The organism is Paramicrobacterium agarici (genome assembly GCF_002563955.1).
Taxonomy (GTDB): Bacteria; Actinomycetota; Actinomycetes; order Actinomycetales; family Microbacteriaceae; genus Paramicrobacterium; species Paramicrobacterium agarici.
On record NZ_PDJE01000001.1, the window covers coordinates 1,882,150 to 1,906,953 of the forward strand.

Consider the following 24,804-nt stretch of genomic DNA (forward strand, 5'->3'; position numbering starts at 1 on the left):
CGCGTGCCTACGATAGAAGGGCGCGGAACAGACGGGTTTTCGTCGGTGCACTCGAACTCACGAAACGGAATACGCAATGTTTGAATCAGTCTCAGCGCTGATCGATGAGCACGCAGACCTTCAAGAGCAGCTCGCTGACCCGGCCGTGCACGCTGACCCGGCGCGATCGCGAAAGATCAACCGACGGTACTCGGAACTGTCGAAGATCCTCGCATCCCACGCGGCGTGGACGCGTGCCCAAGACGACCTCGCAGCGGCGAAGGAGCTTGCAAAAGAGGACGAGGCCTTTGCCGACGAGGTGCCCGCGCTCGAGGAAGAGCTTACGGAGGCAGAAGAGAAGCTGCGCAGGCTGCTTGTGCCGCGCGATCCCGACGACGGGCGTGACGTGATCATGGAGATCAAGGGCGGTGAGGGCGGTGCCGAGAGCGCGCTCTTCGCCTCGGACCTCCTGCGCATGTATCTGCACTACGCCGAGTCGAAGGGGTGGAAGACAGAGCTTCTCGAACGCGATGAGTCCGACCTCGGCGGCTACAAGAACGTTCAGGTCGCCATCAAGGGGTCGTCGAACGATCCCGCGGAGGGCGTCTGGGCTCATTTGAAGTACGAAGGCGGTGTGCACCGCGTTCAGCGGGTGCCCGTCACGGAGTCGCAAGGTCGCATCCACACGTCGACGACAGGCGTGCTCGTCTTCCCCGAAGTCGACGAGCCAGAAGAAGTCGAGATCAGCCAGAACGACATTCGCGTTGATGTGTTCCGCTCATCGGGGCCAGGTGGCCAATCTGTGAACACCACGGACTCCGCCGTTCGAATCACTCACGTTCCCACGGGCATCGTCGTCTCGATGCAGAACGAGAAGAGCCAGATTCAGAACCGTGAGGCGGCGATGCGCGTGCTCAGGGCGCGCCTGCTGGCGAAGCAGCAGGAAGAGCTGGATGCTGCGGCCTCCGACGCGCGCAAGAGCCAGATCCGCACCATGGACCGTTCCGAGCGCATTCGCACATATAACTTTCCCGAGAACCGCATCGCGGATCACCGGACGGGATACAAGGCGTACAACCTCGACCACGTGATGAATGGCGATCTCGACTCGGTCATCGAGTCGTGCATCCAGTCGGACGAGGAAGCGCGTCTCGCCGAACTCGGCGACAACGCCTGACGCGCGCACCTCGCCCGTTCCGTCTCGTGCATTGGGCTTGCTTTAGCGGATGAGACGTCGTCGAACGAGCTAGATGTGGTAGTCCGGCTCGGCAAGCCCGTAGTGCTGTCCGGCAACACGGGGCCGCGCCGTGGCTGGTACTCCGACGACGATCGAGCGCGGCGGAGCATCCTTTGTCACGACGGCGTTCGCGCCGATAATGCATCCTCCACCGATGACGACGGGGCCGAGCACTTTCGCGCCGGCTCCCACCGTCACACCGTCGCCCAGCGTCGGGTGACGTTTGCCTTTGCCGCCGCCTTTGCCTCCAAGAGTCACGCCATGGTAGAGCATGACATCGTCGCCCACTTCGGCGGTTTCGCCGATCACGACGCCCATTCCGTGATCGATGAACACTCTGCGGCCAAGCCGCGCGCCCGGGTGAATCTCGATTCCCGTCGCTGCCCGGGCGAGCTGAGACCCGACGCGAGCGGCGAGTCGAAAGCCGTTCTGCCAGAGCCGATGATTCAGCCTGTACCACCAGATCGCGTGCAGACCGGAGTACACCACGGCGATCTCGAATGCGCCGCGCGCGGCAGGATCATGCACTCGAGCCGCCGTGATGTCCTCACGGATGCGGGACAAGAACGCCATCGTCAGTCGCGGAGGTCCTCGTAGAGGAACGTAGACAGGTAGCGCTCACCGAAGTCGGGAACGACAACGACGATGTTCTTTCCCTCGTTCTCTGGGCGCGCCGCGACCTGAAGAGCCGCCCACACGGCCGCACCCGACGAGATCCCTCCAAGGATGCCGTCATCCGTCGCGAGCGTGCGCGCTGTCTTCACCGCGTCATCGACGTCGACGGTCATGACCTCGTCATAGATGTCGGTGTCGAGAATGCCGGGGACGAAGTTCGCGCCGAGACCCTGAATCTTGTGGGGGCCGGCTTTGCCGCCGCTGAGAATGGGGGAATCGGCCGGCTCGACGGCGACGATCTGAATCTCGGGATTGTGAGCCTTGAGCGCTTGTCCCGCGCCCGTGATCGTCCCGCCCGTTCCGACGCCCGACACGAGAATGTCGACATTTCCGTCGGTGTCGCGCCAGATCTCTTCACCGGTCGTCGTGCGATGAATATCGGCGTTCGCCTGGTTCTCGAACTGGCGCGCGAGAATAGCGCCGTCGGTCTCGGCCGCGATCTCTTCTGCTTTCGCGACAGCACCGCGCATGCCGTCTGCGGGATCGGTGAGCACGAGTTCAGCACCGAAGGCGCGCAGGAGGACCCGGCGCTCCATGCTCATCGACGAGGGCATCGTGAGCACGACTCGGTATCCGCGGGCAGCGCCAGCAGCAGCGAGCGCAATGCCGGTGTTGCCGCTGGTTCCTTCGACGATCGTTCCCCCCGGCTTGAGATCTCCCGACGCTTCCGCCGCGTCGAGAATGGCGATGCCGATTCGGTCTTTCACGCTGCCAGCCGGGTTGTAGAACTCGAGTTTGGCGTGCACGTTCGCGGAGACGCCGCTCGCGGTGCGCCCCAGCGTGACGAGCGGAGTGTTTCCGAACGCTTCGGTGATGTTCGCGTGGATCTTTCCGGTCACGAATCTCTCCTTCAATGCTTTTAGCTACAAGTTAAATGCGTGTTGTGTCGAGACTAGTCGCACCCGGTGTCGACATGGCAACTGTGACGGCGAGGGTTGCGCACGCGGCTAGGATTGTGGCACTGACCATCCCTCGCGAAAGCCGCTATGCCGACATCGAGTCCCACTGTGCCCGACGTTCTCGACGCTGCCGAAGCGGTGCTCGCGCGATCGGGAATCCTCGCACCCGATGTCGATTCAGAGCTGATCGTCGGACACGTGCTCGGTCTCGGCCGCGGCGAAGTCCAGGCGGCGCGGCTGACCGGTCGACGGCTGCATCCCCGCGATGCGGCGCTCATCGCTGAACTGGCTGACAGGAGAGCGACTCGAGAGCCAGTGCAGCACATCACCGGAGTTGCCGGGTTCAGGAGCCTCGAGCTCAGCGTCGGGCCGGGAGTCTTCGTTCCGCGGCCAGAGACCGAGCAGGTTACGCAGATCGCGATCGATGCTCTTCTCGCCGTTCCCGCCCCGTCACCTCTTGCCGTCGACCTCGGTACCGGAAGCGGAGCGATCGCGCTGTCACTCGCGAAAGAGGTTCCGGCTGCTCGCGTCTTCGGCGTCGAGAACTCGGTCGATGCATTCCTCTGGGCCGTCGAGAACTCGCGGCGGGTCGGCGCAGCGAATGCGTCGATCATCTTCGACGATCTCGCTCACGCTCTTCCCGAGCTTGACGGAACAGTTTCGGTCGTGATCTCGAACCCGCCGTACGTGCCGGACGCCGCGGTGCCGATCGACCCGGAGGTTCGGTTGTTCGACCCCGCTGCCGCTCTCTACGGCGGGGAGGACGGGCTCGATGTTGTCCGCGTGCTCTCGCAGGCGGCGGCTCGTCTGCTGCAGCCGGGAGGAACGCTCGTGATCGAGCATGGTGAGCTTCAGGGCGCATCCATCCGTTCGATCCTGTCGGCCGACGGCTGGCGCGCACCCGCGACCTTCCCCGACTACACCATGCGCGATCGGGCCACGACGGCGATTCGCTCGTAGCGTCAGCGCTTTTTCGCGGCCTTCTCCTTCGCCTCCTCGCGCTTCATCGCTCGCTCGCGAGCCTTTGTCATCGCTTCGGCTTCTTTGCGTCGCGCCTCGCGCAGGGCCGCCTCGGCCTCGCGTCGAACACGAGACGCTTCTCGCACGTCTTTGTCTCTCGGCGACTCAGGGTGCGCGAGAGCGGAAGGTTCTTCGACCGCTTCTCCCGCGTCGATGCCGCTCATGTACGCTTCTACTCCGTTCAGGAGCGCGTCGATGCCGAAATCGAACGGATCGGCTGCTGCGGGCCCCATTGCGTCGGCGGCGACCGCAGGAGCGAGGTGAGGGAACCGGTCATTCGTGAGCAGCTCACGGATGATGTGATTGGCCGTGGCGTCGAGATCGTCTGGAGTGGTTCCCTGTGCTGCGCTCTCCGCGGTGTAGCCGCGATACACCGTTGCCTTCCATCGGGTCAGGCCGCTCAGCATCAGCGTGACCGCAATGCGCTTCTCGTGATCGAGCGAGGTTCCCTCGAAACAGCCCAATCCCTCATCCATCCACGCGAGCTGATTGGGTGTCACGGGAATCCCCGTGATCGGCACGTCGATGAGCCATGGATGGTCGCAGTATGCGGCGAACATCTCCGCGGCGAGTCGACGCGCGGCTTCACGCCAGGGGAGCGGTGGATCGGGACGCTCGGGGGGAACTCCGAGAGCCTGCTCGCCCATGAGGACGATCAAGTCGTCTTTTGCGGAGACGTAGCGATAGAGCGACATTGTCGTGAAGTCGAGTCTGTTTGCTATCGCGCTCATGGACACGGTCTCCAGGCCGCCCTCGTCCGCGATCTCGATGCCCGTCTCGACGATCTTCTCAATGCTGAGTCCGCGTTTCGGTCCCCGTTGCGGATCCGCAGCGATTCCCCACGCCATGGCTACGGCGCGCGGCAGTGATCCTTCGAGGTCGTCCGACATCGCTTCCTCCTCCTGACTGCCGGTCAGTCTATCGGGAAGATGTTTACGGCATAAACTGTGTGTGCTATAAACAGTGTGTCGCATAAGCAGTATGTCTCATACACAGTTGCTGCTGTGAGGCGGGATGGAAGGAGATTCGATGAATCATTCGATTGACGTTCGCGATCTCACGAAGAGATTCGGGGACCAGATCGTTCTCGACGGAGTTGACTTGCGCGTGTCCCCAGGGACGATTCACGCAGTTCTCGGTCCGAACGGCGCAGGAAAGACGACCTTAATCAACATCCTGACGACGCTAATCGGCCCCGATTCGGGCAGCGCGCGCGTGGCGGGTTTCGACGTCGCCACGCAGGCATCCATGGTCCGGAATCAGATCAGCGTTACGGGGCAATATGCTGCCGTCGACGAAGTGCTGACCGCACGCGAGAACCTGCGGATGATGTCTCGGCTCCTTGGTCTGTCACGAGCGGAGGCGCGTGCTCGGACTGAGGAGCTGCTCGAGCGATTCGCGCTGACAGGCTCAGCGGGAAAGCGCGTGCGCACATTCTCCGGAGGCATGCGGCGTCGCGTGGATTTGGCGGTCAGTCTCATCTGCTCTCCGCCCATCTTGTTCCTCGACGAGCCGACGACCGGTCTCGATACGCGCAGCCGCAGAGCACTGTGGGACGAGGTCGAGCAGTTGCGCGCCGAGGGAGTGACCGTGATGCTCACGACGCAGTACCTCGACGAGGCTGACGCTCTCGCCGACGTTATCTCCGTGCTCGACAAAGGCAAGGTCGTCGCGGCGGGCACTCCCGCGGAGCTCAAGGCGCAGGTGGGCAGTGACATCATTGAGGTGCGCGGCGAGCACGGGGAACTGATGCACGAGATGCACACGCTCGGTACGCCGCGCGACGTCGTTGACGTGCTTTCCTCCCAGAACATCGACAACGTCGGAACAGTCACGATCAGACGCCCGACGCTCGACGATGTCTTTCTCTCAGTCACAGGTGGTAGCGATGCAGAACCAGCGCACGTCTTCGATCGAGAGGAGCTGGCATCGTGACGATCGCCATCAGCAATCCGCGGACGAAGCCTCGGGCAGGAAACGCGGATGCCGTGTTCATCGCCAGAAGCATTCGGCATTCTCTTCGAGATGGCGAAGGCTTGCTCATGGCGATATTGCTCCCCGTCTTCATGATGGGGCTCTTCGTCTTCGTCTTCGGCGGCGCGATGAGCTTCGCTGGTGACAGCGGCTACGTGAACTACATCGTTCCGGGCATCATCATCATGTGCGCAGGATTCGGGGCGTCGTCGACGGCCACTCTCGTGGCAGGGGATATGCAGTCCGGTATCGTCGACCGCTTCCGCACGATGCCCATTCGGGGCGGTGCCGTTCTCACGGGCCACGTCGTCGCGAGCGTCCTGCGCAACCTCGTCGCCACCGGCGTCGTCGTACTCGTGGGCCTGCTCGCGGGCTTTCGCCCGTCGGCAGGCCTCGGGGGCTGGCTCGGCGCCCTCGCCATCATCACCGTGTACATCCTGACCATCACCATGCTCTTCGCGGCCGTCGGTCTCGTCGCTGGCAGCGTGGAAGCGGCCAACGCGTATGGCTTCGTCCTGCTGTTCCTGCCGTATCTCTCCAGCGGGTTCGTTCCCGTCGAGACGATGCCCTCATGGCTGGAGTGGATCGCCCGGTACCAGCCGATCACTCCGGTGATCGAGGCGATCCGCGCGCTCCTCTCCGAAGGCGACGTCGGAGTGAACGCCGTGTTCGCGATGCTCTGGTGCGCGGGGATCCTCGCGATCGCCCTCGCGTGGAGCGCTGTCATGTTCCGCCGCAAAGCGGGGCGACGCTGATCATCTAAGACGTGAGGATGCCGCGGTCCGCCGCTCGCGGCATCCTCACACGCCGCCCGCGATAGAATCGCTGGCGATGTCGAACACGTACGACTGCTCCATCGATTCGGAGCTTCTCACCGGAATGCGACTCGCGCGCACCTCTCTCGGGCGCGGCGAGCTCGTCGTGATCCCCACGGATACGGTCTACGGGATCGCCGCCGACGCTTTCAACCCCGGTGCCGTTCAGCGGCTTCTCGATGCGAAGGGGCGCACGAGGCAGCAGCCACCGCCCGTTCTCGTCTCAGGCACAGACACCCTCACGGCGCTCGCATCGGTCGTACCCGAGCTCGTGACGAGGCTCGTCGAGGCATTCTGGCCAGGCGGGCTGACCGTTGTGCTCCCCGCGCAGCCGTCGCTCGCGTGGGACCTGGGAGACACTGACGGAACAGTTGCACTGCGCATGCCCGACAACGAGATCGCTCTCGAGCTTCTGCGCGAAAGCGGCCCGCTCGCTGTGTCGAGTGCCAACACGACGGGCCTGCCTCCGGCCGAAACGGCAGCGTCAGCCCTTGAGATGCTCGGTGAGAGTGTTGAGGTTTACCTGGATGCCGGTGACGGCAAGAGCGTGCCGTCGACGATCATCGATGCGACGGCCCTGACCGTCGAAGATGGCACGGCGACGATACTCCGCGACGGTGTCATCTCGCGCGAACAGCTCCGCGAGGTCCTCGGCGATCGTCTCGCGGACGACGTCTAGGGCGGCCAATGCGTCAGTATGCGCTCATTGCCCTCGCGGCCATGATCATCACGTGGGTGCTCTCACTGGCGGTCTACAAGTTCGCTCTGCGCTTCAAGCTCTACCCGCCGATCAGAGACCGCGATATGCATTCGCGTCCGACGCCGCGGCTCGGGGGAGTGGCCATGTTCTTCGGGGTGGCGGCGGCGATGACGATCGCCTCGTTCAACCCTTTCTTCGGCGTCATCTTCGATGAGCCAGGGCCGATTCTCGCGATCCTCGGCGCAACGCTTCTGATCGTCGTGCTCGGAATCATCGACGACCTCGTCGATCTGGACTGGATGATCAAGCTCGCTGGCCAATTCCTCGCCGCCGGACTGATCGCGTGGCTCGGCGTGCAGATCTACTCACTGCCCATCGCCGGACGAACCGTCGGCTCGAGCTGGATGTCGTTCATTCTGACCGTGCTCACGATCGTTCTGGTCATGAACGCGGTGAACTTCATCGATGGGCTCGATGGGCTCGTCGGAGGAGTGGCGCTGATCGCCAATGGCGTCTTCTTCGTCTACGGCTACCTCTTGGTTCGCACGGTCAGTCAGTACAACTACTTCAATCTCTCGCTGCTGATATCGGCGGTCCTGCTGGGAGTCTGCGCGGGGTTCCTCCCGCTGAACTGGCACCCGGCGAAGATGTTCATGGGCGATGCCGGAGCGCTGCTGGTCGGTCTGCTCATGGCGACCTCAGCGATCTCGATCACCGGCCAGATCGATCCCTCGGCGGTCGAGAGCGGAGATGGACAGGGCCTCGGCGGATCGCAGCTTGTCGGTGCGTTCATTCCGCTTCTGCTTCCCATCACGATTCTCGTCGTGCCGCTCGTCGACTTCAGTCTTGCCGTCTTCCGACGGCTGCGCGCGGGAAAGAGCCCGTTCAGCGCCGATCGGCTTCACCTGCACCATCGGCTGATCGACATGGGGCACTCCGAACTGCACGCCGTGCTGATCTTCTACGCCTGGACCGTCGTCATCTCTGTCCCGTGCCTGTTCCTCTTCCTTTTCGATTCCTACTGGTACGCTCTCGTGTTCTTCCTTGCCGGTGTGATCGCCTGCACCGTCGCGACGTTCGCGCCGCTGGGGCGCCGCAAGCGGCACGAAGTCGTCTCGCAGCTCACGCCAGAAGACGAGACGAGCGCCGAGCAGCGTGGGCACGATCCCCTCGACGATGCCGTCCCCGACAACCACTCACACGGGGCCGCGTCTGCCCCGCGCTCTGAAGGGCCATCAGCATGACCTCAAATCCGGTTTTCCGCGCCAGTCTCGTCTGGGGTTCCGTCGTCACTGCGGTGATCGCCGTCGTCGGCGGCATCGTGGGCCTGTTCGTCGACGGTTCACGAGGGCTCGTCAGCGCTCTGCTCGGCGCCGTCGTCGCCCTCGTCTTCCTCAGCGTCACCGCTGTCAGCATCCTCCTGGCCAACCGCAAGGCGGGGAGCGAGCTCTTCGTTCCAATCTTCTTTGCGGGTGTCATGGGCGGATGGCTCGTGAAGTTCGTGGTATTTCTCGTGCTCGCCTGGGCAGTCAAACAGCAGGACTGGGTCAACGACACCGTGTTCTTCCTCGCCGTCATTGCGGGCGTGATCGGCTCACTCGTCGTCGACGGTGTCGTCGTCGCTAAAGTGCGCGTCCCGCACGCCAGCGACGTTACATTGCCGGGCGATGAAAGTCGCGATGATTAGGCACTTCTACGATTCGTAGAAACCCGCAACCTTTGCTAAAGTAGACGGAGATTCTCCCTGCCAGGTGTGAGCCTTCGGCTGCCGGGTATGGCGTCTTTCCCACCGATCGAACGTAGCGTGAGCCTTGCTCACTGCTCTGAAATCCAGGAGATAGCGCTGATAGCGAACGCTGTGAACCTGCTCGTGCCGACCGCCGACGATGGTGGATTCCACTCTCCTTCGATCGACGAGTTCTTCCCCGAAGTGCTGTTCTTCGCGGGCACCCCCTTCGAAATCAATCGGATCATCCTGATCCGCTTCATCGCGGTTCTCGCGGTCGTGCTGCTCTTCTGGATCGGCACCCGCCGCATGAAGATCGTTCCCGGCCGCTTCCAGAGCATCATTGAGATGGGTCTGGACTTCGTGCGGGTGAGCATCGCCGAAGATCTTCTGGGCAAGGTGGACGCCAAGCGATTCCTGCCGATCCTCTCGACGATGTTCTTCATGGTTCTCGCGATGAACCTCACGGGAATCATTCCGTTCCTGAATATTGCAGGCACATCCGTCATCGGAGTGCCTCTCGTGCTCGCGATCGTCTCCTGGATCACGTTCGTGTACGCGGGAATCAAGAAGAGCCCGGCCGGATTCTTCAAGAATTCGCTCTTCCCCGCGGGCGTTCCGTGGCCTGTCTACATCATCGTGACGCCGATCGAGTTCATCTCGACGTTCATCATCCGGCCGATCACTCTGACCCTCCGACTCATGATGAACATGATCGTCGGCCACCTGCTGCTCGTGCTGTTCTTCGCAGCGACGCAGTTCTTCATCATCTCGCTCAGCGGCTGGTTTACGGCGCTCGGTGTGTTCACGCTGGCATTCGGCCTTGTGTTCACGCTGTTCGAGGTTCTGGTCGCCGTGCTTCAGGCCTACATCTTCACCATTCTCACCGCGGTCTACATTCAGCTCGCGGTCGCCGAGGAACACTAACCGGGCACGGCAACCGCCTGCTCACCATCACGGAAGGAAAACACGTGGACGCAACAACCGTTCTCGCTGCAATCGAAGGAAACATCGCAACGGTCGGTTACGGCCTCGCTGCCATCGGCCCGGCAATCGGCATCGGCATCGTCGTCGGCAAGACGATCGAGGGCGTTGCCCGCCAGCCTGAGCTCGCCGGCCGCCTCCAGGTGCTGATGTGGATCGGTATCGCCTTCACCGAGGCACTTGCCTTCATCGGGATCGCGACCTTCTACATCTTCGTCTGATCCTCTTTCACCACTCGTAAGGAGGAATGATGCTGAACGCATTTGTGATGGCGGCCGAGGATGGGGCGACGCACAACCCCATTCTCCCGGCGTCGTACGACATCATCTGGTCGGCGGTGTGCTTCGTTATCGTTCTCGTCGTGTTCTGGAAGGTCGTCCTTCCCAAGCTCTACGTGATGCTTGACGAGCGCGGCGCGGCGATCGAGGGCAACATCGCCAAGGCTGATGAAGCGCAGCGCAAGGCCGAAGCGGCTCTCGAGGAGTACACCGCCCAGCTCGCCGACGCTCGCGCCGAGGCCGGGCGCATCCGCGAGGGCGCGCGCGACGATGGCAAGAAGATCGTTGCAGAGGCCAAAGAGCAGGCGACCGAGGAAGCGTCACGCATCACGTCGAGCGCGCATGCTCAGATCGAAGCCGAGCGGCAGTCGGCGCTGGTGTCCCTGCGGAGTGAGGTGGGCTCGCTCGCACTCGGGCTGGCCAGCAACGTCATCGGCGAGTCGTTGAATGATGACAAGAAGGCAACCGCTGTCGTAGATCGGTTCCTCGAGGACCTCGAGGCGTCCGAGTCGACAGCAGCAGGGAACAAGTAATCAGCTATGGGTAGCGCAACAAGAGAAGCTCTTGCTCAGGCGGTAGACGCGCTGGGTGCGGTCAGCGGTTCCGTCGACCTCGCCACAGCAGCGTCGCTGCTCGATGCGGGACGCGTCATCGACGGTTCTGCGCAGTTGCGCACGCTGATCGCCGACCCCGCCGAAAGTGCTGACACCAAGACGAAGGCACTTGCTCGAGTCTTCGGAGACCAGGTCAACGAAACGGTCTCGTCGCTGCTCGAGACGACGGCGAGGGCACGCTGGTCGTCTGCTGACGACCTTGTCGCGGGTATCGAGGAGCTGGGCGTTCGGGCTGCAGCCCTCGGCTCGAGCGACGCACCGATCGAGTCTGAGCTGTTCCAGTTCGGCGAAGTTGTCACCAACAACGCCGAACTCGAGCTCGCTCTGAGCTCGAAGCTCGGCGATCCGGAGCGCAAGGCCGACGTGGTCACCCGTCTTCTCAGCGGCAAAGCATCAGAGGCGACGGTGATCATCGTGTCGCGTCTCATCCAGCAGCCGCGGGGTCGCCGGATCGGCAAGCTTCTGCGCGATGCTGCGTCTGTCGTCGCTGACCAACGTGGCCGCACGGTGGCGACGGTAACGAGCGCAAGCCCGCTGAGCGACGCGCAGCTTGATCGACTTCGTGAGCGTCTTTCGGCGTCGTACGGTCGTGACATCACGTTCAACCTCGTCGTCGATCCTGCTCTGATTGGCGGAATGCGCATTCAGGCCGGCGACGACGTCATCGACGCGAGCATCTCCTCGCGCCTCGGTGATCTGAAACTCAAGCTCGCCGGGTAGACCGGTTTCATACACTTTCGGGGAACATCCCCGGCACAGATAGGGAAGAAGATGGCAGAACTTACGATCAGCCCCGATGAGATCCGGGATGCTCTCAAGGACTTCGTCTCGGCATACGAGCCCGACAAGGCCTCGAAGACCGAGGTCGGATACGTCACCGACGCTGCAGATGGAATTGCGCACGTCGAGGGCCTGCCCGGCGTGATGGCCAACGAGCTCATTCGCTTCGCAGACGGCACACTCGGCCTCGCTCAGAACCTCGAAGAAGACGAGATCGGCGCGATCGTCCTCGGAGAGTTCACCGGAATCGTCGAGGGCATGGAAGTCACTCGCACGGGTGAGGTGCTCTCGGTCCCCGTCGGTGACGGCTACATGGGACGCGTCGTCGATCCCCTCGGCAACCCGATCGACGGTCTGGGTGACATCGCCAGCGAGAGCCGCCGCGAGCTCGAGCTCCAGGCGCCGGGCGTCATGCAGCGAAAGAGCGTGCACGAGCCGCTTCAGACCGGGATCAAGGCGATCGACGCGATGATCCCCGTGGGTCGCGGACAGCGCCAGCTCATCATCGGCGACCGCCAGACGGGCAAGACCGCGCTCGCGATCGACACGATCATCAACCAGAAAGCGAACTGGGAGTCCGGTGACCCCGACAAGCAGGTGCGCTGCATCTACGTCGCGGTCGGCCAGAAGGGCTCGACGATCGCTTCTGTGAAGGGCGCTCTCGAAGAGGCTGGTGCTCTCGAGTACACGACGATCGTTGCCTCACCGGCATCCGACCCCGCGGGCTTCAAGTACCTTGCTCCGTACACCGGCTCGGCGATCGGCCAGCACTGGATGTACGGCGGCAAGCACGTGCTCATCGTTTTCGACGACCTCTCGAAGCAAGCTGAGGCATACCGCGCCGTTTCGCTTCTTCTGCGCCGCCCGCCGGGCCGCGAGGCATACCCCGGAGACGTCTTCTACCTGCACTCGCGTCTCCTCGAGCGCTGTGCCAAGCTCTCGGACGAGCTCGGTGCGGGGTCGATGACGGGGCTTCCCATCATCGAGACCAAAGCGAACGACGTTTCTGCATATATTCCGACCAACGTGATCTCGATCACCGACGGCCAGATCTTCCTGCAGTCCGACCTGTTCAACGCGAACCAGAGGCCAGCAGTGGACGTCGGTATCTCGGTCTCGCGTGTCGGTGGTGACGCCCAGGTCAAGAGCATCAAAAAGGTGTCGGGTACCCTCAAGCTCGAATTGGCGCAGTACCGCTCGCTTGAAGCTTTCGCCATGTTCGCGTCGGATCTTGACGCCGCGAGCCGCCGTCAGCTCGAGCGTGGCGCGCGCCTCACCGAGCTGCTCAAGCAGCCGCAGTACTCGCCGTACCCCGTTGAGGAGCAGGTCGTCTCGATCTGGGCCGGAACGAAGGGCAAGCTCGACACGGTTCCCGTCGAAGATGTACTGCGCTTCGAGCGTGAGCTGCTCGACTATGTTCGTCGTAACACGAACGTGCTCGACGAGCTGCGCGAAACCAACCAGCTGACGGACGAGGTCGTCGAGACTCTCGAGTCGACGGTTGACACGTTCCTGTCGGAATTCCAAACGGGCGAGGGCGAATCGCTGTCCGAGGTCGTTGAGGAGCTTCCCGAGGAAGACGTCAACCAGGAGAAGATCGTCAAGGGACGTCGATAATCTATGGGCGCACAGCTTCGGGTCTACACGCAGAAGATCAAGTCTGCGCAGACCACTAAGAAGATCACCAAGGCGATGGAGCTCATCGCCGCCTCCCGCATTGCAAAAGCGCAGGCGCGGGTAGCGGCGTCGGGACCGTACTCGCGGGCGATCACTCGGGCTGTGTCGGCAGTGGCCACCTACTCCAACGTCGAGCACGTGCTGACGACGGAACCCGAGAAGGTCACGCGCGCCGCGGTCATCGTGCTGACGAGCGACCGTGGTCTCGCCGGCCCGTTCAACTCGCAAGTGCTGCGCGAGGCGAGCGAGCTGACGGAGCTGCTGCGCAGTCAGGACAAGGAAGTGGTTCATTACCTGTACGGTCGCAAGGCCGTCGGTTACTTCCAGTTCCGCAAGTTCCCGATTGCCGGGCAGTGGATCGCTAACGCCGAAGCCCCCGAGTTCGTCACGGCGCAGGAGATCTCGAAGACCGTTCTCGAAGCATTCCAGACGGATGCTGACGAGGGGGGCGTCGACGAGATTCACATCGTGTACAACCGCTTCGTCAGCATGATGACACAGACTCCTGAGGTTCTGCGTCTGCTGCCGCTGGAGATCGTCGAGGGACTTGAAGAGCCCGACTCGAGCCAGGTGCTCCCGCTGTACGAGTTCGAGCCAGACGCCGAGAGCGTTCTCGATTCGCTTCTGCCCGTCTACATCGAGAGCCGCATCTTCAACGCGATGCTTCAGTCGGCCGCGGCTAAGCACGCAGCGACGCAGAAGGCGATGAAGTCGGCAAGCGATAACGCGGACAAGCTGATCACGGACTACACCCGCCTGCGCAACAACGCGCGTCAGGCGGAGATCACCCAGCAGATCTCAGAGATCGTCGGTGGAGCCGACGCTCTGTCTGCGTCATAAGAGCTTCGACCACGAAGAGAGAAGAAAGAGCTATGACAGACACTGCCACCGCTCCGGAGCAGGCGGACACCTCGGCCGGTGCAATCGGCCGCGTCGCCCGTGTGACCGGTCCTGTCGTGGACATCGAGTTTCCGCACGACTCGATCCCCGGCATCTACAATGCCCTCACCACCGAAATCCACATCGGCGGCGAGACGCAGAAGATCACGCTCGAGGTTGCCCAGCACCTCGGCGACGACCTCATTCGCGCCATTGCGCTGAAGCCGACCGACGGCATCGTGCGCGGCCAGGATGTCGTCGACACGGGCGCACCGATCTCGGTGCCCGTCGGCGACATCACCAAGGGTCGTGTGTTCGATGTGACCGGCAACGTGCTGAACGCGGAGCCGGGCGAGAACATCGAGATCACTGAACGCTGGCCGATCCACCGCAAGGCACCAGGATTTGACCAGCTCGAGTCGAAGACTCAGATGTTCGAGACCGGCATCAAGGTCATCGACCTTCTCACCCCGTACGTTCAGGGTGGAAAGATCGGTCTCTTCGGAGGCGCCGGAGTGGGCAAGACCGTTCTGATTCAGGAAATGATTCAGCGTGTCGCCCAGGACCACGGCGGTGTCTCGGTCTTCGCCGGTGTCGGCGAGCGTACCCGTGAGGGCAACGACCTCATCATGGAGATGGAGGAGGCCGGCGTCTTCGACAAGACTGCCCTCGTCTTCGGCCAGATGGACGAACCGCCGGGGACGCGTCTGCGCGTCGCCCTGTCGGCACTGACCATGGCGGAGTACTTCCGCGATGTGCAGAAGCAGGACGTTCTGCTGTTCATCGACAACATCTTCCGCTTTACGCAGGCGGGCTCCGAGGTGTCGACGCTTCTCGGTCGTATGCCGTCCGCGGTCGGCTACCAGCCGAACCTCGCAGACGAGATGGGCGTGCTCCAGGAGCGCATCACCTCGACGCGCGGTCACTCGATCACTTCGCTGCAGGCGATCTATGTTCCCGCTGACGACTACACCGACCCCGCGCCGGCGACGACGTTCGCTCACCTTGACGCGACAACGGAGCTCTCGCGCGAAATCGCATCGCAGGGTCTGTACCCCGCTGTCGATCCCCTGACGTCGTCGAGCCGCATCCTCGACCCGCGTTACCTCGGCGACGACCACTACCGTGTGGCGACGACGGTCAAGCAGATTCTTCAGAAGAACAAGGAACTGCAGGAGATCATCGCCATCCTCGGTGTCGACGAGCTCTCCGAGGAAGACAAGATCACTGTCGAGCGCGCGCGCCGCATTCAGCAGTTCCTCTCGCAGAACACCTACATGGCGAAGAAGTTCACGGGTGTCGAGGGCTCGACGGTTCCGCTCAAGAACACGATCGAGTCGTTCGACGCCATCTGCAAGGGCGAGTTCGACCACGTCGCCGTTCAGGCGTTCTACAACGTCGGTGACATCACGGACGTCGAAGAGCAGTGGGCTCGCATCCAGAAGGAGAACGGCTGATCATGGCGGGTCGTTCGCTGCAGGTCAGCGTAGTCGCGGCCGACCACGAAGTGTGGTCGGGCGCGGCGACGCAGGTCATCGCGAGGACCGTCGAAGGTGAGATCGGCATCCTCGCCGGTCACGAGCCGATGCTCGCGATCCTTGCCACGGGCGAGGTCCGCGTGACGACGACCGGCGGTGAGAAAGTCACGGCGAAGGCCGATGACGGATTCCTCTCGGTGGAGAACGACACGGTCACGGTCGTCGCAGGCAACGCCTCACTCGTCAAGTAGTTCTCAACTCTCTCTTCATACGAACGCCCCGTGCTGATCCTGCTCCCTCCGTCTGAGACGAAGCGAGCAGGCGGCACGGGGCGTTCGCTGTCGGTGGGCGCACTTCAGTACCGTGAGCTAGACGATCATCGGGACGCTCTTGTCGCCGCGCTCGTCGAGCTCGCGCAATCGCCCGAGAAGATGATCTCGGCGCTCAAGCTGGGGCCGAAGCAGCATGGAGAAGTCAGCGTCAATCTCAGCATCCTCGACTCTCCGACAATGCCGGCGATCGACAGATATACGGGCGTGCTCTTCGACGCACTCGACAGCGCCTCGCTCTCCGCGGCGCAGCGACGCTTCGCGGGGCGCCATGTCGCCATACACTCGGCGCTGTTCGGTCTCGTGCACGCTCTGGATCCGATTCCCGCGTACCGTCTCTCGCATTCTTCGCGCATTCCCGGCCTTTCACTCAAGAAGCACTGGCGCGCCGCGATTCGCGGGATTCTCGCCAGTCGCGACGACCTCATCATCGACATGCGGTCTGAAGGCTACGTCGAGTTGGGAACGGCTCCGGATCGCGTCGGATCGCATTACGTTCGCGTACTGACGGAGGGTTCTGACGGGACGCGCCGCGCTCTCAACCACTTCAACAAGAAGGCCAAGGGCGAGTTTGCTCGGGCCTTGATCCGCTCAGAGACCGACTTCGCCGATATCGAGGAGCTTCGCGCCTGGGCGCGCGAGGCAGGCTTTCGTCTCGAACCCCAGGCCGACTCCGTCGCGCTCGTCGTGTGACTTAGCCTGCACACTAGGCGGCGACGAGTTCGTGCTCGAGCAGCCAGCGCTTGATCTTCACGCCCTGAGAACCCGCGAACCCGGTGACCTTTCCGCTGGCGGAGACCACTCGATGGCTCGGAATGAGCAGCAGAAGGGGATTGGCGGCGACAGCGCGCCCCACAGCCCGCCCGCTACGCGTTCCCACGGCATTGCTGCCGAGCTCGGCGTAACTGATGACGGAGCCGTAGGGGACGAGACTGAGGCCGTCCCATACAGCGCGCTGAAATGCCGTTCCGTTCGCCGAGACGGGAACGCTGAAGTCGCGACGCGCGCCGTCGAAGTACTCGCACAGCTGGGCTGCCGCTTCATCAAGCACGTCGTTCGACCGGCGCGGGAGATCATCGTGGGGGAGGGCGCCGTCGTCTTCAACGGTGACGCTCGTCACGGTGTGGCCTTCGCTCGTGAGCTCGAGGCGACCGATGGGTGACGAGACGACGGCGAGGTACTCAGGGATGTCGAACGGTGGAGTTGTCATGCCGGCACACTATGCGCCGCGTCGACGCACCCGCGCAGCATTCACCGGTCATGTGGATCATTCCTCCGGAGGCACATCTGTGGACGGCGATACTCTGGGTGCATGGCAGAGATGACGTACCGCCCGCTGGGGCGCTCAGGACTCATGGTGTCGACGACGGGACTCGGATGCAACAACTTCGGTCGCGCGGGAACGGCCACCGAGACGCAAGAGGGCACAAACGCGGTCATCGGAGCAGCGCTCGACGCAGGCGTGAACTTCTTCGACACTGCCGATATGTACGGCAAAGAGCCGGGCCTCAGCGAGTCGCTCATGGGAAACGCGCTCTCCGGTCGGCGGGACGAGGTTGTGCTCGCCACCAAATTCGGTCACGCGAATGCTGACGTCGGGCTTCCCTCGTGGGGCGCGAAAGGATCGCGGCGGTACATGCGCCTTGCCGTCGAAGCATCGCTCCGCCGACTTCAGACGGAGTGGATCGACCTCTACCAGCTTCACACTCCCGATCCGATCACGCCCATCGGAGAGACGCTCAGCGCGCTCGACGAGCTCATCGTCGAAGGAAAGGTGCGCTATGTCGGCCACTCGAATCTCGCTTCGTGGCAGGTCATCGACGCAGACCGTACCGCTGAGCTGCGTGGCCACAGCCGGTTCATCTCGGCACAGAATGAGTACAATCTCAACACTCGAGACGCGGAGCGAGAGCTGCTGCCCGCCGTTCGTCACGCGGGTCTCGGTTTTCTGCCGTACTTTCCATTGAACAACGGCCTGTTCACGGGCAAGTTCACCCGTTCCGGTGGCCCCCAAGACACGCGGATCATGCGGCAGCGGCGGCACGTGATCGAGAACGCGCCCTGGGACGCCATAGACCGTTACCAGCGATTCTGCGATGAGCGTGGAGTCACCATGCTGCAGGCGACGTTCGCCTGGCTGCTCGCACAACCCGCGCTGGTGAGCGTCATCGCGGGGGCAACGAAGCCCGAGCAGATCAGGCAGAACGCGGATGCTGCCACAGCGTGGCAGCCGTCGCCGGACGACATCGCGGAGATCTCGCAGATCTTCGCCTGAATCGATTGCGGAGTGAGCGCTCACTCCATTATGCTTCTGCGGTGAGCACAGCATCGAAGCGAGCGCGACCCATGGCGCCCGAACAACGTCGAGAGGCCATACTCGACGCGGTCATCCCCCTCATCTTCGCGCATGGCCCGTCTGTCACGTCCAGGCAGATTGCCGAAGCCGCCGGCGTGGGGGAGGGCACGCTCTTTCGAGCGTTCGACGACAAGGACAGCATCATCACCGCCGCCGTCGAGAAGTACTTCGACCCCGAGAACTTTCGGGAGCGGCTCAGGCACATCGATCGCTCCCAGCCCCTGGAGAGCAAGCTCTTCGAAATCGTTCGCATTCTGCGTGAACGATTCGACGGCGTCGTGCGGCTTGCCGGTCTTGTCGGCGATCCACGCGACCACAAACAGATATCGCACCGTCGCGTATACGCGGAAATCATCGCCGAGATTCTCGAAGCGGACGCCGAGCGCATCACCTGGCCGCTCGAGCGCGTTGCCCACATGGCGCGCATGCTCGCGTTCGCATCAGCGATTCCGGCGTTCAACACGTGCACCGAGTTCTCTGACGACGAGCTCACGCGCATGCTTCTGTACGGCGTTATCGGACAGCATCCAGAGGAGAAGTCATGAAGGCAAGCGCACTTGCTCACCTGCTGCGACGGTATCTCACCCCGCACACGCCGCTTCTCATCGGTGTCGTCATTTTCCAGTTCGCCCAAGCTGTCGCCTCACTGTACTTGCCCACTCTCAACGCCGACATCATCGACGAAGGTGTTGCGAAAGGAGACACCGCCTACATCGTGCGCGTCGGTCTGCTGATGCTCGGCATCTCGCTTGGGCAGGTGGTGTGCTCGATTACCGCGGTGTACTTCGGCGCGAAGGCCGCGATGGCGCTGGGCCGGGATGTCCGCACAGCGGTTTTCGACAAGGTCGCGGACTTCTCAGAGCGTGAAGTTGCGGAATTCGGGGCTCCATCGCTCATCACGCGTACAACGAACGACGTGCAGCAAGTGCAGATGCTCGTGCTCATGAGCTGCACGCTCATGGTCATGGCCCCCATTCTCGCCGTCGGGGGAGTGATCATGGCGCTGCAGCAGGATGTTCAACTGTCGTGGCTCATGGCCGTGTCGATACCCGTGCTCCTGGTCTTCGTGCTGTTCATCATCTCGCGCATGGTCCCGCTCTTCCGCGCGATGCAGCGACGAATCGACGCCGTGAATCAGGTGCTCAGGGAGCAGCTCACCGGAATTCGGGTCATTCGCGCCTTCGTGCGCGAATCGACAGAACGCGAGCGCTTCAACGTGGCCAACGAGAACGTCACGAACACGACTCTGCGCGCGGGACGCTATATGGCGCTGATGTTTCCCGTCGTGATGCTCGTGCTCAACGTGTCGAGCGTCGGGGTTATCTGGTTCGGGGCCTTCCGCGTTCAAGACGGCGACATTCAGGTCGGTACCGTCATGGCGTTCTTGCAATACCTCATGCAGATTCTCATGGCCGTCATGATGTCGACATTCATGTTCATGATGCTGCCCCGTGCGGCCGTCTGCGCCGAACGGATCAGCGACGTGTTGAACACCGCGGGGAGCGTCGTCTTCCCGGACGCAGGTGAGAAGACGATGCCGCACCCAGGTCTCGTTACCCTGAACAGCGTCTCGTTCTCGTACCCGGGGGCGGACCAGCCGGTGCTTGACGGCATCTCGTTCACGGCAAAGCCGGGAACGCGCACCGCCGTGATCGGCTCGACAGGCGCGGGGAAGACGACGCTCGTCGGTCTTCTGCCGCGGCTCTTCGATGCGACCGATGGACGCGTCGAGATTGGCGGCGTCGACGTCACGAAGCTCGACCCCGACGTGCTGTGGAGTTCCATCGGTCTGGTTCCTCAGAAGCCGTACCTGTTCAGCGGCACGGTTGCCTCGAACCTGCGGTACGGAAAACCTGATGCGAGCGATGACGAGCTGTGGCAAGCGCTCGAAACCGCTCAAGCGCGCGACTTCGTCGAAGCGCTGCCCGACGGGCTTGACTCTGCGATCGCACAGGGCGGCACGAACGTCTCTGGCGGACAGCGTCAACGGCTCGCGATCGCCCGCGCGCTCGTGAAGCGTGCGGACATCCTCGTCTTCGATGACTCATTCTCGGCACTGGATGTTTCAACCGATGCCCGCCTGAGACGTGCACTGCGGCGGGACGCGTCGTCGGCGACTCAGATCATCGTCGCGCAGCGAGTGACCACGATCACTGACGCCGATCAGATCATCGTGCTCGACAGCGGACGCATCGTGGGAACAGGAACGCACGATGAGCTTGTGGCATCGAATGCCACGTACCGCGAGATCGTGGAGTCGCAGCTCACAGTGGAGGATGCAGCATGAGCGACGCGAAGCGGAAAGGACCAGGACTCGCGCCAGGGCAGAAGGCGATGAACTTCGGGCCAAGCGCTAAACGTCTCATCGGCCGGCTGAAGCCCGAGGGCGTGAAGATCGCTCTCGTGGTCGTCCTGACGGTCATCAGCGTCGGTCTCAATGTTCTCGGTCCGAAGATCCTTGGCAACGCCACGACACTCGTGTTCGAAGGCAGCATCTCGCTGCAGATCCCCGAGGGCGTCAGCAAACAGCAGGTCATCGAGGGGCTGCGCTCAAACGGTCAGGATCAGCAGGCCGACATGATGTCGAGCATGACGCTGACGCCTGGTCAGGGCATCGACGTCGACGCTCTCGCGCGCACGCTCCTGCTTGCGCTCGCCGTCTACCTGCTCTCGTTCGCATTCGCTCTCGTGCAGGCGCTCATCCTCAACGGCGTCGTGCAGCGCACCGTCTACCGGATGCGCCAGGACGTCGAGTCGAAGATCCACGCCCTCCCGCTCAGCTACTTCGACGCCGTGCCCAGAGGCGAGCTGCTCAGCCGTGTGACGAATGACATCGACAATATCTCGCAGAGCCTGCAGCAGACCATGAGCCAGATACTCACGAGCCTGCTCACCGTCGTCGGCGTCGTGACAATGATGATCGTCATCTCGCCGGTGCTCGCTCTCGTCGCGCTCGTCATGGTGCCGATCAGCGTCGTCGTCACCGCGCAGATCGCCAAGCGATCGCAGAAGCGGTTCGTTGCGCAGTGGAGGTCGACGGGCGAGCTCAACGCTCAGATCGAAGAGGGGTACACGGGACACGCCCTCGTCAAGGTGTTCGGACGGCGTCGAGAGGTATCGCGTCGATTCCGCGAGAAGAACGACGAGCTGTACGCCGCCAGCTTCGGGGCCCAGTTCATCTCGGGAATCATCATGCCGGCTATGACGTTCATCGGAAACCTGATCTACGTCGCGATCGCCGTCGTGGGCGGCCTCATGGTCTCGGGCGGAAGTCTTCCCCTCGGCGATATTCAGGCGTTCATCCAGTACTCGCGCCAGTTCACACAGCCGCTCGCACAGCTCGGATCGATGGCGAATCTGCTGCAGTCCGGTGTGGCGTCTGCCGAGCGCGTCTTCGAACTCCTGGACGCCGATGAGCAATCCCCAGATCCGCGACACCCGAGTTCGCCGAGGTCGGGTCAGGGTGAGTTGTCGTTCGAGGACGTCTCGTTCAGCTACTCCGCCGATGCGCCTCTCATCGAGGGTCTCACTCTCATCGCGCAGCCGGGCAGCACCGTTGCAATCGTCGGGCCGACGGGAGCGGGAAAGACAACGCTTGTCAACCTGATCATGCGATTCTACGAACCGACATCCGGCCGCATCCTCCTTGACGGCGTGGACATCTCGACGATGACGCGCGATGAGCTGCGGTCGCGGACCGGCATGGTGCTTCAGGACACGTGGCTGTTCGAGGGGTCGATTCGCGACAACATCGCCTACGGGAGGCCCGGTGCCACCGAGGCCGAGATTATGGATGCTGCACGGGCAGCGTACGTCGACCGATTCGTTCACGCGCTTCCCGACGGGTACGACACAGTTCTCGGCGATGAAGCAGACAACGTCAGCGCCGGTGAGAAGCAGCTGCTCACGATCGCGCGCGCGTTCATCGCGAAGCCAGACATCCTGATCCTCGACGAGGCGACGAGCTCTGTCGACACGCGCACCGAAGTGCTCGTGCAAGAAGCCATGGCCGCGCTCAGGGCCGATCGCACGAGTTTTGTCATCGCGCACCGGCTCTCGACGATCCGCGACGCCGACGTCATCGTCGTCATGCAGAACGGCCGCATCGTCGAGAGCGGAGATCATGATCAGCTGCTCGCGGCAGACGGAGCGTACGCAGCTCTGTATCGGTCGCAGTTCGAGGCCCCGCTCGATGAAGAGACCGCTGGCGACTCCCTCGCTGTCGATATCGCTGCGCCGGTCCCTCCACAGGCGTAGCACGCGACGAGGTTGTCCCCAGCGAGCCGAACGGGGGTGGCTCGTGGCGCACGGTGAGACGACACTTGCGCCATGATCACAACCTCTCGCGTGAGCCTCTCCGCGCCCCATGAACTTCTGTCGTACGTTCCGGCACTCGTCGGGTTCCGGCCCAGCGACTCTCTCGTGCTCGTCGTCTTCCGCGATCAGAGTTCGTGTGGTGCGATGAGAATCGATCTCAGACCATTCCTCAACGACGAAACGATCGACGCCGCACTCGCGGCTGCACTCGACTCCGTCGTCAGAATCCCGCGCGCGACGGGAGTGCTGCCCGTCGTCTACACGACCGAGCGCTGTGCCGACGGCGGACGCATACCGCATGAGAACGTCGCGCGTGTGCTCGCGCCAGCCATCGAGAATCGCGGGCTCGCCGTCGTCGACATTCTCTGCGTCGCGGCCGATGCCTGGGGCAGCTACCTCGACGACTCGTGTCTCGGGCATGACCTCGCGCTCCTCGAGGATCCGCAAGGGCTTCCTGCGGGCAGCATTCTCGACGCGGACGCCGAGCTGACCTTTCCCCTGGTGGATGACGATGCATATGAGGCCTTTGCTCGCGCAACCGCCGCGATTGCTTCTGGCGACGCCGGCCCGGAGCCCGCAGCAGACGATGGCGCATACGCGATGGACGAGAGCGCGGATTTTCTCAAGGCCATGGCATCGTATGTCGAGGAGGGAGCTCACGTGCTCGACGCTGAGCTCGCCCTGATCGCGCATGTGCTCACCGTTCCGTCGATTCGTGACGTCGTCGCGTACAGCTGGGCATGGGGAATCGACGTGGGAACGCACCTCTGGAACAGGGTCTTCACTCCGGAGCAGTTCACGATCGACAGCGTCGATGACCCGTGGATGTACGCATTCGCCGGTCGCATCGACGTTCGCCCTGACCCGGAGCGGCTGCGCGCGGCCATTCAGCTGCTGAAGCGGCTCTGCGCGTTGCAGCATCCTGATGCTCGCGTGCCCGGGCTGACGCTCATCAGCTGGTGCTATTGGGCCCTCGGCCTGAGCTCGTTCGCGCACGCGTGGCAGCGCAGAGCCGTCGAGACGGACGGAACGTACGGTCTGGCCATCATCATGGGAATGATTCTCGACGCCGGTACGATCCCTGACTGGGCGTTCTACGACCCGCACGAGTTGACGAGCGCGAGCGAACACGCCGATGGTCCGAACGCCGACGCTGCTGGTCGCTCGATCTGACCGTGCGCCTCATGGCGCGTCAGCCCATGCGAAACCGGTACTATGGCACGCTAGGACGTTGTATCGCGAGCGTCTGGATCCAATCGAAGGGCGAGACGTGTCAGAAGCCACCACGTTCACGGATTCACACGCCGTGACGGTGCGTGGAGAGAACCTCCTTCTCCGCTGGGGCGCCGTGACTCACGTCGGCCGAAAGCGCGAAGTCAACCAGGATGCTGTCATGGGTGCGTTTCCGCTCTTCGCCGTCGCGGACGGCATGGGGGGATACGCCGCAGGGGAACTGGCAAGCGCCGCCGTCGTCAAACACCTCACGGCCCTCTCCGAGTCGGGCTCTGACATCACGCACGATGGCATCGAGGCAGCTCTCCGCGACGCGATCGTCGACCTCTCCGGAGAAGAAGACATCGACGTGGGAACGGGAACCACGGTCACGGGAATCGGCTTCACCACGACGGCGGCCGAGCCGTTCTGGACGGTCTTCAACATCGGCGACTCCCGCGTCTATGTCGAACGCGACGGCGAGCTTGCTCAGGTAACCACTGACCATTCGGTTGTTCAGGAGCTCATTGCCATCGGAGCAATCTCACCAGACGACGCCGAGAACCATCCGCAGGGAAACGTCATCACACGCGCCGTCGGGTTCACCGACGACCCGATCCCCGATTACCTTCGGGCGCCGGTCGAAAAGGACACACGGTGGGTCATCTGCTCCGACGGACTCACGAAAGAACTCACCGACTACGGCATCCTGCACTTCCTCGAGCGCGGGTCAGATCCCCTGAATGCGGCAGAACTCATGGTCGAGGCTGCCGTTGAGAATGGCGGACGAGACAACGTCACGGTTCTCGTGCTCGAGGTCACCGACGCCGCGTCTGTACCGACAGCGGACGCCGACTTGCCGTCCACAGACTGAC

26 protein-coding genes are annotated in these 24,804 nt (G+C 63.0%); 22 read left to right on the plus strand and 4 right to left on the minus strand.

What is annotated here, in order from left to right:
* Positions 1–76 precede the first annotated feature (76 nt).
* Positions 77–1,156 carry a peptide chain release factor 1 gene (gene prfA / locus ATJ78_RS09230; protein ID WP_098407330.1) on the plus strand — a complete coding sequence of 360 codons (1,080 nt, stop codon included), beginning with the start codon at positions 77–79 and terminating at the stop codon, positions 1,154–1,156.
* 69 nt (positions 1,157–1,225) lie between these two features.
* Here prfA and epsC read toward each other — a convergent pair whose 3' ends face one another.
* Complete coding sequence (epsC, locus tag ATJ78_RS09235; RefSeq protein WP_098407331.1) at positions 1,226–1,789, minus strand: serine O-acetyltransferase EpsC; 564 nt, start codon at positions 1,787–1,789, stop codon at positions 1,226–1,228.
* A 2-nt stretch (positions 1,790–1,791) separates the two neighbouring features.
* Entirely contained in the window at positions 1,792–2,730 is a 939-nt protein-coding gene (gene cysK, locus ATJ78_RS09240; protein WP_098407332.1) for a cysteine synthase A, read from the minus strand.
* Positions 2,731–2,877: 147 nt separating this feature from the next.
* Between cysK and prmC the strand changes: the two genes are divergently transcribed.
* Entirely contained in the window at positions 2,878–3,750 is an 873-nt protein-coding gene (gene prmC / locus ATJ78_RS09245; RefSeq protein ID WP_098407333.1) for a peptide chain release factor N(5)-glutamine methyltransferase, read from the plus strand.
* A gap of 2 nt (positions 3,751–3,752) precedes the next feature.
* Here prmC and ATJ78_RS09250 read toward each other — a convergent pair whose 3' ends face one another.
* A complete protein-coding gene (locus tag ATJ78_RS09250; protein WP_169923432.1) occupies positions 3,753–4,700 on the minus strand; it encodes a TetR/AcrR family transcriptional regulator in 948 nt (315 codons plus the stop codon).
* Positions 4,701–4,839: 139 nt separating this feature from the next.
* Between ATJ78_RS09250 and ATJ78_RS09255 the strand changes: the two genes are divergently transcribed.
* The 14 genes from ATJ78_RS09255 (at position 4,840) to ATJ78_RS09320 (ending at position 16,737) form a co-directional block, all read left to right on the plus strand.
* Positions 4,840–5,745 carry an ATP-binding cassette domain-containing protein gene (locus ATJ78_RS09255; RefSeq protein ID WP_098409299.1) on the plus strand — a complete coding sequence of 302 codons (906 nt, stop codon included), beginning with the start codon at positions 4,840–4,842 and terminating at the stop codon, positions 5,743–5,745.
* Positions 5,742–6,539 carry an ABC transporter permease gene (locus ATJ78_RS09260; RefSeq protein WP_245836265.1) on the plus strand — a complete coding sequence of 266 codons (798 nt, stop codon included), beginning with the start codon at positions 5,742–5,744 and terminating at the stop codon, positions 6,537–6,539. The genes ATJ78_RS09255 and ATJ78_RS09260 overlap by 4 nt, the downstream gene beginning before the upstream one ends.
* A 76-nt stretch (positions 6,540–6,615) precedes the next feature.
* Positions 6,616–7,278 (plus strand): L-threonylcarbamoyladenylate synthase, encoded by a 663-nt coding sequence (locus ATJ78_RS09265; RefSeq protein WP_098407336.1) that lies wholly within the window; start codon positions 6,616–6,618, stop codon positions 7,276–7,278.
* A gap of 8 nt (positions 7,279–7,286) precedes the next feature.
* Positions 7,287–8,543 carry an MraY family glycosyltransferase gene (locus tag ATJ78_RS09270; RefSeq protein ID WP_098407337.1) on the plus strand — a complete coding sequence of 419 codons (1,257 nt, stop codon included), beginning with the start codon at positions 7,287–7,289 and terminating at the stop codon, positions 8,541–8,543.
* On the plus strand, positions 8,540–8,986 hold the full coding sequence (locus ATJ78_RS09275; RefSeq protein WP_098407338.1) for a Cg1360 family ATP-synthase-associated protein: 447 nt from the start codon (positions 8,540–8,542) through the stop codon (positions 8,984–8,986). Before ATJ78_RS09270 ends, ATJ78_RS09275 begins: the two co-directional genes overlap by 4 nt.
* Positions 8,987–9,157: 171 nt before the next feature.
* Positions 9,158–9,952, plus strand: a complete 795-nt coding sequence (gene atpB, locus ATJ78_RS09280; RefSeq protein ID WP_098407339.1) for a F0F1 ATP synthase subunit A — start codon at positions 9,158–9,160, stop codon at positions 9,950–9,952.
* A gap of 44 nt (positions 9,953–9,996) precedes the next feature.
* Positions 9,997–10,230, plus strand: coding sequence for an ATP synthase F0 subunit C (gene atpE, locus ATJ78_RS09285; RefSeq protein WP_098407340.1), 234 nt, complete (start codon positions 9,997–9,999; stop codon positions 10,228–10,230).
* A 29-nt stretch (positions 10,231–10,259) separates the two neighbouring features.
* On the plus strand, positions 10,260–10,820 hold the full coding sequence (locus ATJ78_RS09290) for a F0F1 ATP synthase subunit B (RefSeq protein ID WP_098409300.1): 561 nt from the start codon (positions 10,260–10,262) through the stop codon (positions 10,818–10,820).
* Positions 10,821–10,826: 6 nt separating this feature from the next.
* Positions 10,827–11,621: a F0F1 ATP synthase subunit delta gene (locus tag ATJ78_RS09295; protein WP_098407341.1), complete on the plus strand. Its 795-nt coding sequence runs from the start codon at positions 10,827–10,829 to the stop codon at positions 11,619–11,621.
* A 51-nt stretch (positions 11,622–11,672) separates the two neighbouring features.
* Positions 11,673–13,298 (plus strand): F0F1 ATP synthase subunit alpha, encoded by a 1,626-nt coding sequence (gene atpA, locus ATJ78_RS09300; protein WP_098407342.1) that lies wholly within the window; start codon positions 11,673–11,675, stop codon positions 13,296–13,298.
* A gap of 3 nt (positions 13,299–13,301) precedes the next feature.
* A complete protein-coding gene (locus tag ATJ78_RS09305) occupies positions 13,302–14,198 on the plus strand; it encodes a F0F1 ATP synthase subunit gamma (RefSeq protein ID WP_098407343.1) in 897 nt (298 codons plus the stop codon).
* Between the two features lie 32 nt (positions 14,199–14,230).
* Positions 14,231–15,694 (plus strand): F0F1 ATP synthase subunit beta, encoded by a 1,464-nt coding sequence (gene atpD, locus ATJ78_RS09310; RefSeq protein WP_098407344.1) that lies wholly within the window; start codon positions 14,231–14,233, stop codon positions 15,692–15,694.
* Between the two features lie 2 nt (positions 15,695–15,696).
* Complete coding sequence (locus ATJ78_RS09315) at positions 15,697–15,966, plus strand: F0F1 ATP synthase subunit epsilon (protein WP_098407345.1); 270 nt, start codon at positions 15,697–15,699, stop codon at positions 15,964–15,966.
* A 30-nt stretch (positions 15,967–15,996) separates the two neighbouring features.
* Positions 15,997–16,737 carry a YaaA family protein gene (locus tag ATJ78_RS09320; protein ID WP_098407346.1) on the plus strand — a complete coding sequence of 247 codons (741 nt, stop codon included), beginning with the start codon at positions 15,997–15,999 and terminating at the stop codon, positions 16,735–16,737.
* Positions 16,738–16,750: 13 nt separating this feature from the next.
* Here ATJ78_RS09320 and ATJ78_RS09325 read toward each other — a convergent pair whose 3' ends face one another.
* Positions 16,751–17,254 (minus strand): methylated-DNA--[protein]-cysteine S-methyltransferase, encoded by a 504-nt coding sequence (locus ATJ78_RS09325; RefSeq protein WP_098407347.1) that lies wholly within the window; start codon positions 17,252–17,254, stop codon positions 16,751–16,753.
* Positions 17,255–17,356: 102 nt separating this feature from the next.
* Between ATJ78_RS09325 and ATJ78_RS09330 the strand changes: the two genes are divergently transcribed.
* The 6 genes from ATJ78_RS09330 to ATJ78_RS09355 all read left to right on the plus strand — a co-directional run bounded on the left by ATJ78_RS09330 (position 17,357) and on the right by ATJ78_RS09355 (position 24,803).
* Positions 17,357–18,319 (plus strand): aldo/keto reductase, encoded by a 963-nt coding sequence (locus ATJ78_RS09330; RefSeq protein ID WP_098407348.1) that lies wholly within the window; start codon positions 17,357–17,359, stop codon positions 18,317–18,319.
* A 41-nt stretch (positions 18,320–18,360) separates the two neighbouring features.
* A complete protein-coding gene (locus ATJ78_RS09335) occupies positions 18,361–18,945 on the plus strand; it encodes a TetR/AcrR family transcriptional regulator (RefSeq protein WP_245836266.1) in 585 nt (194 codons plus the stop codon).
* Positions 18,942–20,687 (plus strand): ABC transporter ATP-binding protein, encoded by a 1,746-nt coding sequence (locus ATJ78_RS09340; protein ID WP_098407350.1) that lies wholly within the window; start codon positions 18,942–18,944, stop codon positions 20,685–20,687. Before ATJ78_RS09335 ends, ATJ78_RS09340 begins: the two co-directional genes overlap by 4 nt.
* Positions 20,684–22,657, plus strand: coding sequence for an ABC transporter ATP-binding protein (locus ATJ78_RS09345; RefSeq protein WP_098407351.1), 1,974 nt, complete (start codon positions 20,684–20,686; stop codon positions 22,655–22,657). Before ATJ78_RS09340 ends, ATJ78_RS09345 begins: the two co-directional genes overlap by 4 nt.
* 72 nt (positions 22,658–22,729) lie before the next feature.
* Complete coding sequence (locus ATJ78_RS09350) at positions 22,730–23,890, plus strand: DUF4192 family protein (protein WP_098407352.1); 1,161 nt, start codon at positions 22,730–22,732, stop codon at positions 23,888–23,890.
* A 97-nt stretch (positions 23,891–23,987) separates the two neighbouring features.
* Positions 23,988–24,803, plus strand: coding sequence for a PP2C family protein-serine/threonine phosphatase (locus ATJ78_RS09355; RefSeq protein WP_245836267.1), 816 nt, complete (start codon positions 23,988–23,990; stop codon positions 24,801–24,803).
* Position 24,804 lies beyond the last annotated feature (1 nt).

What these genes read in the sequence shown, in the direction of transcription:
- prfA (WP_098407330.1), top strand. Translation starts at nt 77, where the DNA reads ATGTTTGAATCAGTCTCAGCGCTGATCGATGAGCACGCAGACCTTCAA.
- epsC (WP_098407331.1), bottom strand. Translation starts at nt 1,789, where the DNA reads ATGGCGTTCTTGTCCCGCATCCGTGAGGACATCACGGCGGCTCGAGTG.
- prmC (WP_098407333.1), top strand. Translation starts at nt 2,878, where the DNA reads ATGCCGACATCGAGTCCCACTGTGCCCGACGTTCTCGACGCTGCCGAA.
- ATJ78_RS09250 (WP_169923432.1), bottom strand. Translation starts at nt 4,700, where the DNA reads ATGTCGGACGACCTCGAAGGATCACTGCCGCGCGCCGTAGCCATGGCG.
- ATJ78_RS09255 (WP_098409299.1), top strand. Translation starts at nt 4,840, where the DNA reads ATGAATCATTCGATTGACGTTCGCGATCTCACGAAGAGATTCGGGGAC.
- ATJ78_RS09265 (WP_098407336.1), top strand. Translation starts at nt 6,616, where the DNA reads ATGTCGAACACGTACGACTGCTCCATCGATTCGGAGCTTCTCACCGGA.
- ATJ78_RS09270 (WP_098407337.1), top strand. Translation starts at nt 7,287, where the DNA reads ATGCGTCAGTATGCGCTCATTGCCCTCGCGGCCATGATCATCACGTGG.
- ATJ78_RS09275 (WP_098407338.1), top strand. Translation starts at nt 8,540, where the DNA reads ATGACCTCAAATCCGGTTTTCCGCGCCAGTCTCGTCTGGGGTTCCGTC.
- ATJ78_RS09290 (WP_098409300.1), top strand. Translation starts at nt 10,260, where the DNA reads ATGCTGAACGCATTTGTGATGGCGGCCGAGGATGGGGCGACGCACAAC.
- ATJ78_RS09295 (WP_098407341.1), top strand. Translation starts at nt 10,827, where the DNA reads ATGGGTAGCGCAACAAGAGAAGCTCTTGCTCAGGCGGTAGACGCGCTG.
- atpA (WP_098407342.1), top strand. Translation starts at nt 11,673, where the DNA reads ATGGCAGAACTTACGATCAGCCCCGATGAGATCCGGGATGCTCTCAAG.
- ATJ78_RS09305 (WP_098407343.1), top strand. Translation starts at nt 13,302, where the DNA reads ATGGGCGCACAGCTTCGGGTCTACACGCAGAAGATCAAGTCTGCGCAG.
- atpD (WP_098407344.1), top strand. Translation starts at nt 14,231, where the DNA reads ATGACAGACACTGCCACCGCTCCGGAGCAGGCGGACACCTCGGCCGGT.
- ATJ78_RS09315 (WP_098407345.1), top strand. Translation starts at nt 15,697, where the DNA reads ATGGCGGGTCGTTCGCTGCAGGTCAGCGTAGTCGCGGCCGACCACGAA.
- ATJ78_RS09325 (WP_098407347.1), bottom strand. Translation starts at nt 17,254, where the DNA reads ATGACAACTCCACCGTTCGACATCCCTGAGTACCTCGCCGTCGTCTCG.
- ATJ78_RS09330 (WP_098407348.1), top strand. Translation starts at nt 17,357, where the DNA reads ATGGCAGAGATGACGTACCGCCCGCTGGGGCGCTCAGGACTCATGGTG.
- ATJ78_RS09340 (WP_098407350.1), top strand. Translation starts at nt 18,942, where the DNA reads ATGAAGGCAAGCGCACTTGCTCACCTGCTGCGACGGTATCTCACCCCG.
- ATJ78_RS09345 (WP_098407351.1), top strand. Translation starts at nt 20,684, where the DNA reads ATGAGCGACGCGAAGCGGAAAGGACCAGGACTCGCGCCAGGGCAGAAG.
- ATJ78_RS09350 (WP_098407352.1), top strand. Translation starts at nt 22,730, where the DNA reads ATGATCACAACCTCTCGCGTGAGCCTCTCCGCGCCCCATGAACTTCTG.